Origin of the sequence: Paenibacillus vandeheii, assembly GCF_030433635.1 — a bacterium.
Classification (GTDB): Bacteria; Bacillota; Bacilli; order Paenibacillales; family Paenibacillaceae; genus Paenibacillus; species Paenibacillus vandeheii.
The window spans coordinates 189,820-204,638 of sequence record NZ_JAROCD010000003.1 but is presented as its reverse complement, the minus strand read 5'-3'; the positions used below and the strand labels follow the sequence as shown (position 1 = coordinate 204,638).

At 46.2% G+C, this 14,819-nt stretch carries 14 protein-coding genes and 1 pseudogene; 5 read left to right on the top strand and 10 right to left on the bottom strand.

Annotated elements, in window-relative coordinates; genetic code table 11:
* Positions 1 to 187: 187 nt before the first annotated feature.
* The 4 genes from P5G61_RS06470 to P5G61_RS06455 all read right to left on the bottom strand — a co-directional run bounded on the left by P5G61_RS06470 (position 188) and on the right by P5G61_RS06455 (position 3,163).
* Positions 188 to 925: a spermidine synthase gene (locus tag P5G61_RS06470; protein WP_285074533.1), complete on the bottom strand. Its 738-nt coding sequence runs from the start codon at positions 923 to 925 to the stop codon at positions 188 to 190.
* 149 nt (positions 926 to 1,074) lie between these two features.
* A complete protein-coding gene (locus P5G61_RS06465; RefSeq protein ID WP_079694876.1) occupies positions 1,075 to 1,977 on the bottom strand; it encodes a LysR family transcriptional regulator in 903 nt (300 codons plus the stop codon).
* A 144-nt stretch (positions 1,978 to 2,121) separates the two neighbouring features.
* Entirely contained in the window at positions 2,122 to 2,859 is a 738-nt protein-coding gene (locus P5G61_RS06460) for an SDR family oxidoreductase (RefSeq protein ID WP_301245593.1), read from the bottom strand.
* 28 nt (positions 2,860 to 2,887) lie between these two features.
* The gene (locus tag P5G61_RS06455; protein ID WP_301245591.1) at positions 2,888 to 3,163 is read right to left on the bottom strand and encodes an Atu4866 domain-containing protein; all 276 of its coding nucleotides are present in this window, start codon (positions 3,161 to 3,163) and stop codon (positions 2,888 to 2,890) included.
* 165 nt (positions 3,164 to 3,328) lie between these two features.
* Between P5G61_RS06455 and P5G61_RS06450 the strand changes: the two genes are divergently transcribed.
* Complete coding sequence (locus P5G61_RS06450; protein WP_301245590.1) at positions 3,329 to 4,261, top strand: AraC family transcriptional regulator; 933 nt, start codon at positions 3,329 to 3,331, stop codon at positions 4,259 to 4,261.
* Positions 4,262 to 4,439: 178 nt separating this feature from the next.
* On the opposite strand, the gene P5G61_RS06445 is transcribed toward P5G61_RS06450, so the two are convergent.
* The gene (locus P5G61_RS06445) at positions 4,440 to 4,877 is read right to left on the bottom strand and encodes a MerR family transcriptional regulator (protein ID WP_301245588.1); all 438 of its coding nucleotides are present in this window, start codon (positions 4,875 to 4,877) and stop codon (positions 4,440 to 4,442) included.
* A 207-nt stretch (positions 4,878 to 5,084) separates the two neighbouring features.
* Here P5G61_RS06445 and P5G61_RS06440 point away from each other — a divergent pair, with 207 nt between their 5' ends.
* From P5G61_RS06440 to P5G61_RS06430, 3 genes and pseudogenes are all read left to right on the top strand, one after another.
* A complete protein-coding gene (locus P5G61_RS06440; RefSeq protein WP_301245586.1) occupies positions 5,085 to 5,957 on the top strand; it encodes an SDR family NAD(P)-dependent oxidoreductase in 873 nt (290 codons plus the stop codon).
* Positions 5,958 to 6,209: 252 nt separating this feature from the next.
* The gene (locus tag P5G61_RS06435; protein WP_301245584.1) at positions 6,210 to 7,373 is read left to right on the top strand and encodes an oxalate decarboxylase family bicupin; all 1,164 of its coding nucleotides are present in this window, start codon (positions 6,210 to 6,212) and stop codon (positions 7,371 to 7,373) included.
* An 18-nt stretch (positions 7,374 to 7,391) separates the two neighbouring features.
* A pseudogene (locus tag P5G61_RS06430) lies at positions 7,392 to 8,276 on the top strand (zinc-binding dehydrogenase); the annotation flags it as partial.
* 105 nt (positions 8,277 to 8,381) lie between these two features.
* Here P5G61_RS06430 and P5G61_RS06425 read toward each other — a convergent pair.
* The 4 genes from P5G61_RS06425 to P5G61_RS06410 form a co-directional block, all read right to left on the bottom strand.
* Positions 8,382 to 9,167, bottom strand: a complete 786-nt coding sequence (locus tag P5G61_RS06425) for a class I SAM-dependent methyltransferase (RefSeq protein WP_301245582.1) — start codon at positions 9,165 to 9,167, stop codon at positions 8,382 to 8,384.
* 189 nt (positions 9,168 to 9,356) lie between these two features.
* The gene (locus tag P5G61_RS06420) at positions 9,357 to 11,351 is read right to left on the bottom strand and encodes a PTS fructose transporter subunit IIABC (protein ID WP_301245580.1); all 1,995 of its coding nucleotides are present in this window, start codon (positions 11,349 to 11,351) and stop codon (positions 9,357 to 9,359) included.
* 135 nt (positions 11,352 to 11,486) lie between these two features.
* Positions 11,487 to 12,398, bottom strand: a complete 912-nt coding sequence (gene pfkB / locus P5G61_RS06415) for a 1-phosphofructokinase (RefSeq protein ID WP_301245578.1) — start codon at positions 12,396 to 12,398, stop codon at positions 11,487 to 11,489.
* A 2-nt stretch (positions 12,399 to 12,400) separates the two neighbouring features.
* A complete protein-coding gene (locus P5G61_RS06410) occupies positions 12,401 to 13,147 on the bottom strand; it encodes a DeoR/GlpR family DNA-binding transcription regulator (RefSeq protein WP_301245576.1) in 747 nt (248 codons plus the stop codon).
* A gap of 271 nt (positions 13,148 to 13,418) precedes the next feature.
* On the opposite strand from P5G61_RS06410, the gene P5G61_RS06405 reads away from it, so the two are divergent.
* Positions 13,419 to 14,105: a G1 family glutamic endopeptidase gene (locus tag P5G61_RS06405; RefSeq protein WP_301245574.1), complete on the top strand. Its 687-nt coding sequence runs from the start codon at positions 13,419 to 13,421 to the stop codon at positions 14,103 to 14,105.
* Between the two features lie 116 nt (positions 14,106 to 14,221).
* On the opposite strand, the gene P5G61_RS06400 is transcribed toward P5G61_RS06405, so the two are convergent.
* Entirely contained in the window at positions 14,222 to 14,698 is a 477-nt protein-coding gene (locus tag P5G61_RS06400) for a hypothetical protein (RefSeq protein WP_152532887.1), read from the bottom strand.
* Between the last annotated feature and the right edge of the window lie 121 nt (positions 14,699 to 14,819).

Below are 14,819 nucleotides of genomic sequence, written 5' to 3'. Positions count from 1 at the left end.
TTTTTCATGAAAAGGCATATTCCCTCTATTTTATACGAAAGTTGTTAAGAAGAAATAAATAGTTTATGAAATTCGAATAAATACATAGGAAGATTGACAATTTAATGACAATTGAGTACATAAAATGGATAGCATGATCGTACTTTCTTCGCAATCATACTGGACTGTATTCGAGATTAAGATTATATCAATCTACAATAACATATCCCTCTCCAGGCTGTTGTTCTACAAACCCAGCCATATGACGCGATTGAAATGAGATGGGTTCGTCACAACCCACCAAGATGCGGTTTTGGACTTCATCAGTTGTTTCAGCTGGCAATGCAAATGAGCGCGTATAAGCGAAGTGTTCCTGTAACGTGGTATGAATTGCATTCACCAACCTGTCATTGCCCGCACGTCCGAATACATTCAGCAGTACGATACCACCCGAATGCAATTTGTCTTTTAACATCGTGAAAAATGAGCTTGAAGTGAACTGTGCAGGAGTTCCTGTAGCCGTAAACGCATCCACAATAATATAATTGTAGGAGCCCGAGGCTTCCCGCTCCAATAGTTCACGACCGTCACCAACCAGCACATCAACTCCACTATATCCAAAGAAGGTTTTGCTGAGTTCAACGACTTCCGCATCGAGTTCGGCAACTTTTACCTGACGCTTAGACAGGTAGGTTGATAAGGTTCCAATGCCGTGTCCCACCACAAAAACCGATTCATAATCAGGATTATTTCGTTCCATCAGGTGAGCCATCGCTCTCGGATACTCCAGCACCATTCGGGATGGTTCGTCCAGATCCATGGCGCCCTGAACAGCTGCGTTTGAGAACTCCAGCACACGAAACCGGCCCTTTTCCCCATAAAGCCTGGAAGTATCATATATCGTCAACTCATGCTGTTCACTCTTATTTCGGTATAAAACTCGCACTGACCGTTCTCCCTTCGTACCTTTACGCAATGATAATAAGCATATTCCTATATTATACGGGAAGATAATACTGTACCCTAGACCTGAATGATATAAAAACAATAAAAAAACCGGCTCCGATGGAACGGAAACGGTTTGCTCCTGACTATTCAGGATTGAATCGCCTCATGCAGAGCCTGAACATACTCCATGCCCAGATTGGAAAGCGAAGCATTTTTGTGGCTGATCCAACCGACATTGATGGTCTCTTCACACTCCAGCGGGACAGGGATGATCTCGTTCCCATTCAGATCGGCACTTAGCACACCTGTCGAGATGGTATATCCATTCAAACCAATTAGTAGATTAAACAGCGTGGCCCGGTCGTTAACCTGTATACTTTTGGGATGAGAAAGTGTGCTTAGGATCTCCTCTGAAAAATGGAAGGAGTTATACTCCCCCTGGTCAAAGGACAGGTATGGATAATCCTGAAGCTGTTCAATGGCAACCGACTCCTGTTTCGCGAGCGGATTTTGTACACTGATAAAGATATGCGGCTTGGCAACAAACAGACTGTTGAATACCAGACCCGCATCCTTGAGCAGCTTGTTAATAACCTTTGAATTGAATTCATTCAGATAAAGAATGCCGATCTCGCTGCGCAAACTCTTGACATCCTGGATGATCTCATACGTTTTCGTTTCCCGCAGAGCCAGTTCATATTCATCCTGCCCATATTGCTGTACCAGCTTCACGAATGCATTCACCGCAAAAGCATAGTGCTGTGTGGAGACGGAGAAATGTTGCGGAGACGGCTTAGCATTCAAATAACGATTCTCCAGCAATTCGGCCTGCTCTACCACCTGACGTGCATAGCTTAGAAATTCCACGCCTTCTTTGGACAAGGTAATCCCTTTATTTGTACGTTCAAAAATAGTAATTCGCAGCTCCTGCTCCAGATCCCGAATGGCATTCGACAGGCTGGGCTGGGAAATAAACAGCCGCTTGGCGGCTTCATTCATCGAGCCACGCGTGGCGACTTCAATCACATATTTTAGCTGTTGCAGCGTCAATGCATTATTCCCCTCTCTGTGGTGCGTTACTTTGATCATTACTATACCATATTGCAATCCAGACGAGCTCTCTTTCAGAGCACAAAAAGACGTCCCCAATCCGTATACACGGTTGGGAACATCTCTCAAGTCCGTCAGCGACGTTTAAGACATGCTTGCTGTGGGTCTCACCACAATTTCATTCACATCCACCTCAGCTGGCTGGCTGATCGCATACAGTATGCTCTGAGCAATAGCCGTGGCCGGGATGGAAATGCGCCGATATTCCTTCATAAACTCGCGTGCTTCATCATCAGAGATCGATTCGGCAAGTTCGGATTCAGTCACACCCGGCGATACAAGGGTCACGCGGATATCTCCGCCTACTTCCAGTCGCAGACCTTCCGAGATCGCACGGACTGCATACTTTGTTGCACAATATACCGAGGCCGTTGGTGTCACAGCATAAGCTCCGATAGAGGCGATATTAATAAACTGACCGGAGCCCTGTTTTCTCATAACTGGCAGACCAGCTGCAATGCCGTGCAGAACACCGCGAATGTTAACATCAATCATCCGGTTCCACTCGTCCACTTTTAATGCTTCTAGTGGCGAAAGCGGCATGACCCCGGCATTATTTATAATCACATCCAAGCGTCCAAACCGAGTGAGCGCCAACTCAACGATCGTTTGCATTTCTTCCAGCTGTGTAACCTCAAGTGTATGATACTCCACCGATCCACCTTCTGATCGAATAGACGACGCCAGCGCCTTTAGCCGATCCTCCCGTCTTGCACCAATGACAACATGAGCCCCCTGCTCTGCCAACACACGCGCCGTTGCCTCCCCGATTCCGCTGCTTGCACCGGTAATCACAACCACTTTCCCTTTTACATTGGACATATTGATTTCTCTCCCTTTTAATAATATTTTATTGTGCCTTTTCTCTGCACAAAACCATGCCCGCATGGTAAAGCACACCGTCCTTAAAGTCCCCATCCGCGGTAAAGCCCGTATCATCAACATATTCAATATGATCTCCATCGACTACATAGCGACCTTGATATGCACTTTGCCTATTCCCCCGCGCTTCATCATAGCGACCGCCAGGAAGAAGCTCATGCCTGATGTACCCATCCTTCGTCACCCACATCCCAACATACGGGTGTTCCACTTCTTGTCTGCTTCCTGATGTATTGTCTACCATATTTCCACGACACTCCTTTCTGTTGTCCAACAGATTCAATTGCTTATTTTCATTATGTAAGGGATCCGTCTCAGTACGATAGAAGAATCCCACAGTATTCTTGCCTATTCGTCCAGCACATTCTAAAATAGTTACACAAGTACGAGAAAAGGAGGCCTGTAATTCATGCTTTCAAAAATGGAACCAGACACAGCTATTATTCAGCAGCAGCAGGAATTGGCCAGCTTGATCGGACGTTTTACCCACGAAGACGGGATTCATCTAACAGACATTCCTTCCCTTGCTTTGATCCGTGCTTCCCAGGTTTCTGAGCCTATCCATACCGTGCATGAACCCGCCCTTTGCATTGTGGCCCAAGGGTCCAAGCTGGTTATTCTCGGACGGGAGAGCTACACCTATGACCATTCACAGTATTTTGTCGCTTCCATAAACCTGCCTATTTCAGGGCAGGTTGTACAGGCTACACCAGATCATCCCTATCTCTGTCTGCGACTTAATTTTGACTCAGGGCAGATTTTCAATCTTATTCAGGATTCTCCCGCCTCACAAACCAAACCCGACAATTCATCAAGCCGTGGACTGTTTGTAAGCTCAACCAAGCCCCCGCTTCTGGAATCCGTAATCCGATTGGTTCGACTGCTGGATACACCTGAAGACATTCCCGTACTTGCACCGCTTATGATCCGCGAGATTCTATATCGCCTGATTCAGGACGAACACGGACATTCCATCAAGCAGTTTGCAGTGCAGAACAGTCATGCCCAGCACATCGCCCAGGTTATTGAAATGATCCAATCCGAATATGCGCTTCCACTGCGAATCGAGCAATTGGCCTCCATGATCAACATGAGTACGTCCTCATTGCATCATCATTTCAAAGCCATTACTGCCATAAGCCCACTACAATATCAAAAACAGATTCGACTACAGGAGGCCCGGCGAATGCTGCTTGCAGGGTCAACCGATGCAGCCGATGCTGCATTCCAGGTTGGTTACGAGAGTCCTTCCCAATTCAGTCGGGAGTATGCCCGTATGTATGGCCTTCCTCCCAAAAGTGATATCAAACGCCTTCGCCAAACACTTCATATGGATTGCTAAATATAAGCAAAATAGGGATGTCCCATAAGTCATGAACATGACGGGGACATCCCTTCTTAACGTTATTGCTGTCTAACGAACGTATAAAAGTGATATTTCGCTTCAATTTCCACAAGGCTATGGTTTAACGAATCGCAGAAACGCTATTTCCTCAATCTCCCGACTGAGCACACACCGCTCAGGGAAAGATGTTCTTTTTTTCAAATACAGACATCTGGTTCTCCCCGATAATCGGGCACTCATCCGGAAACATGCTTCGCTTCTCCATCTTCTCGTCAATAAAATCGACGATTTGCTGCAGGGACGTAATCTGCGCTTCGATCTTCTTCCGATGATTTAACAACATTTCACGTTCATCCGGGAAATCTTCCAGATCTGAATCCTTCGACATCTGCAGGTAAGGCTTCATCTCCTCCAATGACATGCCTGTCTTTTTTAGACATGTGATGAGCTTCATCGTCTGAATGTCCTCTGGACGGTACACCCGATGGCGATTGGCCTTGCGTTCAGCCCGGGGAAGAAGTCCAATCTTCTCATAATAACGAATGGTATCTTCAGATAATCCGGCCTGTTCTGATGTCTCTTTAATGGAGAACACTTCAGTATCATTCATCATAATTGACCTCCTCCGCCTTCATTGATCTCTATCTTACAATTTGGAGTCAGCTCCAAGTCAAGACTGCAATTAATCCACAGATTGCTGCATCCTCTAAAAATAAAATTTAATCCAACTATACGCTTGACTTGGAGTCGACTCCAAATTATAGAATGAGCGCATTAGACAGATCGGCTCTGTCATCCCATTCACACAGGAGGTATTTAAATGAATTCTAATCAAACACTTCGTACAGCCTTAATTACAGGTTCAACTTCGGGAATCGGTCTTGAACTGACCCGCACCTTGTTAGCCGAAGGATGGCAAGTCATCGGACTTAACCGTTCCTCTTTTCCCAAGGAGGACAACGACATTCAGGATGGATTGCGCTCCGGCCAGCTCCGTTGGGTCCAGGCTAATCTTACCCAGTACGACAGTCTGAGAAAAGCGCTGAATCAGATTAAATCCGAAACGGATACCATCGATGTGCTATTTAATAATGCCGGAGGCAGCGGTTACGATCTTCGGCTGTCGGATCAGGGGCATGAAATGCACTTTGAATTACAGACCGTGGTGCCGTATATCATTTACATGGAACTACAAGACCTTCTGCACAAAAGCACTATGAAAACAGTAATCAATACATCCACCAGTGCGTTCAATATGGTCAAACAGTTTAACCTGGATATCCTGGAACACCCAGCCGAGTTCAAAAAACTGTTCGGTCCTTATGCGACTTCGAAGCTCGCACTATCTTTATGGACACGCGAGGCTGCTTTTACCCCTGCGGCTAAAGGAATTCGGTTACTGAGCGTGGACCCTGGAGGCAACAATACACTTAGAGGCAATAAAACATCCGGACTGCCCTTTTATATAAAGCCAATCATGAAGCTCTTCTTCCCACATCCAAGCCACGGGGCTTCTCTGCTTTATAACGCTGCTCTTGCGCAAACCAGATTTACATCCGGTACATTCCTGATGAAAAACAAACCCACCAATCTTCGTTTTACGGAGCATGGCTCGGCAATTCTGAACAGAGTCCATGAAATTTATGAGCAGCAATACTTGCAACTGATACCAGGATCGACCCGACAAGCATAAAAAAGTTGAATCCCTTGTAATACGACCTATCCAATAAAGACGCGGCCAAGTGTATCTTCGGTCACGTCTTTTTGCTGTTACCTTGAATTCATGACCTTCCGTGCATTGCTGCTTACCATGAAATCCAAGTTATTTTCCACTTTGTCAACACCCATTATTCCCGTCCCTCATAATAGCCAGGCTCTGGTTCATACTCTTCACTATACCTGCGACAGCCATGGCTTGAAATTACAAATTGGGAGGAATCTACATATGAAAAATCAAAGCAACAACTATAGCAAGCCGTTAATTATACCGCAGCCGATGCGAAAAGACGGTGCGGGAGGACCCGATCTGGGACCTCGGGATGTGATGAGAGATCTACAAAATCCGGATATGCTGGTGCCTCCGGTGACCGACAATGGGTTATTACCCAACCTGAGAATGTCTTTTTCCGATACGCATATGCAATTGAATCATGGGGGATGGTCCCGTGAAATTACGGTACGGGATCTCCCCATTGCCACGACACTAGCTGGTGTGAATATGAGTCTTACATCTGGAGGTGTGCGGGAGCTGCACTGGCATCAGCAGTCTGAATGGGCATATATGATCTGGGGCACAGCACGGATTACGTCCGTGGATCAGAAGGGTCGTAACTTTATCGCGGATGTTGGACCAGGAGATCTGTGGTTTTTTCCTAAAGGTCTGCCCCATTCCATTCAGGGACTGGCTGATGGGTGTGAGTTCTTACTTGTATTTGATGATGGGTCCTTCTCCGATCTGAATACGTTATCCATCTCCGATTGGTTTGCACATACGCCACCGGAAGTATTGTCCGTCAATTTTGGTGTGCCCGAATCTGCATTCCAATCCATGCCAACGGAACAGGTTTATATTTTTCAGGATCAGGTTCCGGGTTCCCTCGTAAGCCAGGAAGTACAGTCCCCTTATGGTACGGTCCCTCTCTCCTTTACGCACCGACTATTAGCCCAGAAACCGATTATTACACCGGGAGGGAGTGTGCGCATCGTTGATTCCACCAACTTCCCGATCTCCACAACGGTTGCCGCAGCACTCGTCGAGATCAAGCCTGGAGGCATGCGCGAGCTTCACTGGCATCCCAATGCGGATGAATGGCAATACTATTTGACTGGACAAGGGAGAATGACGGTGTTTGGAGGGAATGGCATCGCACGCACATTTGATTATCGCGCTGGGGATGTCGGATATGTCCCTGTAGCTATGGGGCATTATATTCAAAATACGGGCGATGACACGTTATGGTTTTTGGAGATATTCAGAAGTGACCACTTTGAGGATATTTCGCTGAATCAATGGATGGCATTAACCCCCGAAGAGCTTGTACGCGATAACCTGAACGCTTCCTCTGAGCTGCTTCATGCATTGCGTAAAGAAAAATGGCCTGTCGTTTAATGGAAATACTATGCATCGGAAGATCCGAGACTACAACAAAAAGATGACATTATTGTGCGTATTACGTCCACAGCCATATGTGGATCAGATCTTCATATATATCAAGGGGCTCTGCCTGCCCAGAAGGATTATGTCATTGGTCATGAGCCCATGGGTATGCGGCCAAGCTGAATTTTTGCGCGTTCCTTACGGTAATTTGTGATTCCCGAATCCTGTGAGCTCGAAGACGAAGCGCTGCTCTTCCTGTCTGATGTGCTTCCAACAGCCTACTGGAGCGTGGTGCATGCCAGAGTTAAACCAGGGGATACCGTAACGGTACTAGGAAGTGGCCCCATCGGTTTGATGGCACAGAAATTCGCCTGGATGAAAGGGGCCAAACGAGTCATTGCTGTGGATCGCCTTCCCTATCGACTGGAAAAAGCCAAACGCATGAATGATTCCGAGGTATTTAATTTTGAAGACTACGATGATATGGGCGAACACATTCGTGAAATAACCCAAGGTGGAGCAGATGTTGTAATCGACTGCGTAGGCATGGATGGCAAGAAATCCACGCTGGAGGAGATCGGGCAGAAGCTGAAGATACAAGGTGGTACGTTAAGTGCGATTGAAATTGGCATCAAGGCAGTGCGCAAATTCGGAACGATGCAGCTGACGGGTGTATATGGTTCATCTTATAACCTGTTCCCCCTCGGCAATCTGTTTGAACGTAATATTAACCTTAAAATGGGACAAGCCCCTGTCATTCACTATATGCCTGAATTGTTCCGCAAAATCACGGCGGGCGAATTCGACCCTACCGAAATCATCTCCCACCGCATCCCCCTGGAGAATGCAAAAGAGGCTTACCGGATTTTCCACGATCATGAAGACAAATGTACCAAAGTTATATTGAAACCTTAATTATGGAAATGTGTAACGAATCCAAAAAGGCAGTTGTCCCTCTGAGGGGACCTCTGCCTTTTTTTAATTTCCAACTCCAACGAAACAATTAACTATAGCCAATATTTATTTTGCTTTTACCGCCTGAATATATACACTTTCTCCCTCGAAGCTGACGAGTCTGCCCTGTTCCGTCTCTTCAAACTTGAAATACTTCTTAATCACAGATGGGGCACTCAGCATGCTTGCTTCAAGCTCTCTGCTCTCCCCCTCTGGAAGTCCAGCCCGGTTACACCAGTCTTCAAAAATGAAACGCTTCTCAAAGGTAACCATCGTTTCCATACGGAATCCGGCAAGCTCCAGCATCCGAACCCATTCTGTCTTCCGCCATGCCCGAACATGACTTGCATCACGCCACTTCTCGATTTCATTGTAAAATTGATCATTCTCATCGTGTTCAGGTGCCACATTATCAATCAATAACAGCCTTCCACCAGGTTTCACTACTCGCAACGCCTCAGAAACAAAGGAAGGTACATCTGGAAAATGGTGCGCAGCAATCCGACAGGTTACCAGGTCAAAGAAATCATCCTTAAAAGGGAGGTGTTCAGCATCACCTGCTACAAAATCCACATTCTGGTGTCCATTTCCTCGGATAAAACGTTCAGCCACCTGTAACATCTCTTCCGTTAAATCCAATGCAATAACCTGCTCCACTAGTGGAGCTAATGCATTGGCAACATGTCCTCCTCCAGTAGCGATATCCAGCACCTTCATATCAGGACTCGCTTGAGATGACGCTACAAGTAACGCCAGATCGTCCCCTTTGGCATGGCCGACACTGGTCACATATTTAACCGCATTTTTAGCAAATTGTTTGCGTACCTGCCCTTTAATCTGATCATCAGACATTCTGTATCCTCCTTTTTGTTTCGCTGTATGAAACCAAGTTTCATTAAAATGATATGCTTTATTTTATCACAGAATGACCTGCAGCGAAATAAAAAAGCATCTTCCCAGTGATTTCACTCAGAAGATGCTTTTTTACAAAGTTATGGGATGGAGCTTGTTTATTTCCTTGGATAAAAACTTCGCTTTGCTTTATTTCAGAACGGTCGGCGATTTCTTCCACAGTCCGAGGATCAGACCGGAGATCACTGAACCGATCGCTACGGCAAGCAGGAAGAGTAATGCGTGATTCGCCAGTGCCGCAACGAAGATTCCGCCATGCGGAGCAGGTACGTTAATGCTCCACAGTTGAGTCAGTCCACCTGCAACAGCAGAACCGAGAATACAAGATGTCAGGACACGCAGCGGGTCAGCTGCAGCAAATGGAATGGCACCTTCCGTGATGAAGGAAAATCCGAGCACATAGTTCGTCAAACCTGATTTGCGTTCTTGCTCCGTAAACTTGGATTTGAAGAACGTTGTAGCTAGTGCAATCGCCAGCGGTGGTACCATCCCGCCCGCCATAACAGCGGCCATCCAGGCACCATCTGTATTGCCGCTGGATGTGAATACACCGATAGCAAACGTATAAGCCGCTTTGTTAAACGGTCCACCCATATCGATGGACATCATGCCGCCAAGCAGCAGGCCAAGCAATACGGCATTTCCGGTACCCAAATTGCCAAGTGCATCGACAAGCCATGTGTTAAGGGAACCAAAAATTGGATCAAAGACATAGAAACTTATGGCACCTACGATAAGTAATCCGAACACGGGATACAGCAGGATCGGCTTCAAACCATCAATGGCTTTAGGCAATCCTTTAAATAGTTTGCGCAGACCAATAACTACGTAACCTGCCAGGAAACCGGCAGCCAGACCACCAAGGAAACCGGCGTTTGAATTAACCGCCATCAATCCGCCGACCATACCGGGCATGAGGGCCGGACGATCACCAATACTCATCGCGATAAATCCGGCAAGGACAGGAATCAGGAAATGGAACGCACCGGTTCCGCCCCCAATCGTCTGCAACAGCTGCACGATAGGATTTTCCGGACTGGCAATTTGTTCAAACAAGAAGGATATAGCGAGTAGAATACCGCCACCCACGACAAATGGAAGCATATGCGAGATTCCGTTCATCAAATCTTTATAAATCTTGCTGCCCACGCTCACTTTGCCTTGGCTTTCTCCTTCAGCCCTGTCAGCACTGCCGCCCTGGCTTCTGTAGATCGGAGCGTCCCCGTTAACTGCCTTACGAATCAGCTCTTCGGATTTGCGAATACCATCACTCACTGGTCTTTGCAGTACCGGTTTGCCATCAAAACGGGCCATTTCCACATTTTTATCCGCAGCAATGATTACCCCTTTAGCACGAGCGATTTCATCAGCTGTCAGTACATTCTGTGCTCCTTCGGAACCATTAGTCTCCACTCGGATATTAATGCCCATTTCCTGCGCTTTCTTTTTGAGAGCGTCTTCAGCCATGAACGTATGAGCAATACCTGTTGGGCAAGCGGTAACCGCTACGACAAAATCTTCAGATGCCGAATTGCCAACAATAACACCAGATGTGCTCTGCTTCTGACCCTTTGTATGGCCCGAGCTGGATACAACGTTTGTTCCATTTGCAGCATTTGCTGCTTTCTCCGCTTCGGCTTTTTCTTTGGCAGCCTTCTTCTCCGCCTCCTCCGCCTGTTTGGCATCGAATAATGCAGTAACTTCTGCTGGCGTATCCGTGCTCATTAGCTGCGAGATGAAATCGCTATCAATCAACAGCCTGGAAAGAGCCGCGAGCGTACGAAGATGGGTATTGGCCGCTCCTTCTGGAGCTGCAATCATGAAGAATATATGAGCCGGCTCGTCATCAAGCGCTTCAAAATCAAGTCCTTTTCGGCTCTTGGCGAATACAACTGTAGGTTCATTCACTGCTGTTGTCTTAGCATGAGGCATGGCAATACCGCCACCAATCCCCGTGCTGGATTCGGCTTCACGTTTATAAATCATTTCCTTGAAAAGTAACGGGTCATTAATACGTCCGCTCCGGTTTAAACTTGCAATGAGTTCATCGATAGCCTCTTCTTTCGTCGTGGCTTGCAGGTCCATGATCATCGTTTCCTGGATCATCAGGTCTGTTATTCTCATTTTGGTACACTCCCTTAAGTTCAGTCGGCCTGCGTGATGCAGACCGGATTATAATTATGCTAGTTACGCTGTTATCCGCGATCCAATTCATCCCCTATTCCAAAAAGGGGCTTTCTTCAATCCATTTGCACGAAACTATATTTTGGTTATGTTGACTTGGGTACGCAGCTCTTCGATGAATTCCCGAGTTGCCAGGTCATCCGAGAAAGCTGTTGCACTACCCGAAGCAACCCCCGTTCGGAATGCTTCAAGCAGGTCTTCGTTTAATCCAAATGTCCCTACGAATCCACCAATCATGGAATCTCCAGCACCAACCGAGTTCTTCACGACACCTTTTGGTACGCTCGCGTGATAGACATCTGTTTTGGTAATCAACAGCGCGCCTTCTCCTGCCATGGAGATCAACACATGCTTGGCACCTGCTTCCAAAAGCTTGCGACCATACGTCACCAGTTCCTCCTGAGTGTCGATGGTTACTCCGAAGAGTTCAGCAAGCTCATGATGATTCGGCTTCACCAGCAGCGGCTCATGTACCAGAGCTTCCATTAATGCAGGTCCCGTCGTATCGATTACAAATTCAGCACTCGTGAGCTTGCATACGTTAATCAGACGATTGTAGAAATCAGCTCCCAGAGAAGGTGGTATACTTCCGGAAAGAATGACAATATCTCCTTTTTGCAATGCAGACAGCTTGTTAAGTAAACGCTCTGCTTCCTCTGGACGAATGGCTGGTCCCTGTCCGTTAATCTCTGTCTCGTCTCCATGTTTCAGCTTGATGTTAATCCGGGTATCATCCTCAATGGTAACAAAGTCCGTCCGGATCTTATCATCCTGCAATTTGTCATTAATGAAACGACCCGTGAACCCCCCCAGAAATCCCAGTGCGGTGTTCTCGGCTCCCAGTTGATTAAGCACTCGCGATACGTTAATGCCTTTACCCCCTGGAAGTTTCAGGTCACGGTTCATACGATTTAATTCACCAAGCTTCAGATCATCCACTTCCACGATGTAATCAATGGAAGGATTAAGTGTTACGGTATATATCATGGTTATCCCTCAATTATTTTAGTTTTCTGGGCGATTACAGAACGCCAGTGTTCCGGCATCCGTTCCGTAATCAAGTCTGCCTCCTCCAGGTCAAACAGTTTGGCAAACGTAATTTCCCCAAGTTTGCTGGAATCAGCCAGCACGTAAGATTTCCCGGACAATTGATGTGCGCGTCTTTTTATCAAGGCTTCCTCCGGATCAGGAGTTGTATACCCCATTTCGGCGTCCACTCCGTTGGTTCCGATAAAACATTTGTCAAAACGGAAGTTGTCCATGTTCTGTAATGCGATACTGCCAATCACGGCTTTCGTGTGAATTTTCATCATTCCGCCAAGCAGATAGCTGCGGATACGTTTACTTACCAGCGCCTCTACATGAGAAAGTCCATTCGTTACTACCGTAACGTCCCTGGCTTCAATATAGGGAATCATGGCTAATGTCGTTGTCCCCGCATCCAGGTAGATGCATTCGCCATTATTGATCTCCTGGGCAGCTAAACGAGCAATGGTTGTTTTTTGTTGGATGTTTTTGAACGTTTTTTCTTCCATACCTGGTTCTGGCGTCTTTTCATTCACCAGAGCAGCACCACCATGTATGCGTTTCAGCATCTGTCGGCTCTCCAGGTCAATTAAATCACGCCGAATCGTTGATTCAGAAGCACCGAGCACATCGACGAGCTCTTGCAGTTTCACAATTCCTCTTTCTTGTAAGCGCTCTATAATTACAGCATATCGTTCTTCAGTTAGCATATTCATTCCTCCAACTGCTTTTATAGTAACATAAAATCCGTAAAAAACAATCATTTTCGTTCATAATATTTTAAAAACATTCAAAAACCATCAAAATTCGACTTTTTCAGCTTCCAAATATCCCGTTCAATGCTTCTAAAGCATTATAAATCGTTCAAATTCATTCAATATATATTTCTTTTCAGATTGTCCATGTCCTCTTTCTTCTTCCATGCATTTGATAATATCGAACGAATCATTTCGTATTGTATTTCACATGGGAGGTGGACTTATGCTGAATAATCGCAACAAACGCCGTAAACCCTGTATTCCTCATACAGGCAAAACAAATTCTCCGCTAAGCTTCGGGTGGATTTCCTCCAATTGGAGCGGTTATGCACGGGCGGGTTACAAAGGTGAATTCAAACGTATCTCGGCCGAATGGAACGTGCCCTTTGTTTTACCCTCATCCAAGTCCTCATACTCCTCAGCCTGGATCGGAATCGATGGATACGAGAATTCCAATCTCATTCAGACTGGAACAGGCCATGATTGGGTTAATGGCAAAGCCAGTTATTATGCCTGGTGGGAAATCCTTCCGGACGTTGAGACGGTCATCCCTTTTCCTGTTTCTCCAGGAGATCGGATCAGGGCTACCATTTATAGAATCAATCGTACTCGATGGTGTATCACGCTTCATAACCTGACTCAAAGCTGGACTTTCCGTACCGTCCAGCAATATACAGGCCAGCAATCTTCAGCGGAGTGGATTGTCGAAGCACCATCTGTGGGAAGCTCCATCTCCCGGATGGCAAGGATTTCGCCTGTCACCTTCAAATGTTGTCGCCTGAACGGTTGCTCCCCCGGCCTAGTCACCAAAGAGAAAGGCATCATGATCCAGCAAAAACAGATTGTTTCGATTCCAGGAGCAGCACCAGGGCCGCGAGGAGACTCTTTCGTCGTGAAACGAAACGACTGAGCCTTCATCGTTGACAGAGTCGTTAATGAAAAAAACTGCAATGTGCCTTATTCGGCGTACCATTGCAGAATGGATATTCGGTCATTATGGAATGGACACGAGAATCTCTTTTTCATTTAGAGGAATAGCTCAGCCCTGTCCGGTTTGGGTTTGATCCAATTTCCCTCTTCATTAATAAATGCCCCCTTGAAACGCCCCATCTCCAATTTCTCTATTAGCTTCGTCTCATCCAGCACCAAAATTTCGGACAACTGCTGCAAACTATAATAATCACCCGGATCGTAATCGAGCAGGATTGGAACAGCCATGTCGTATAGTTCTTTGATTAGATTCTCCAATGAATGACGCCCGAGATTGTCCATGGTTTGGAAAAATTTCAGATTATGGGACACCAAATTGTGGAAAGATTTATCTTTCAAGTTCATCCACAGCGTATTACACGCCTGGACACTCATATAGTTCTGCTCTACATCATAATATTGAATCTCATCAATCTTCATATACTTTTCCTGAAATGCCACAATTTTGATCAAGGGTTCGTTTCGTTTGCGTGACACTTTCTTCAAATGGGTTCTGAACCCCTCATAATCCATGATTCTCACAATAATCTATCGCCTGCCTTAACGCTGTATAATTCGATATTTTACAGCATTATATAAGCACCCGTAAATGTAACTTTCGGAAAACAAAAACCGCACAGCCTCTTACCCTGCT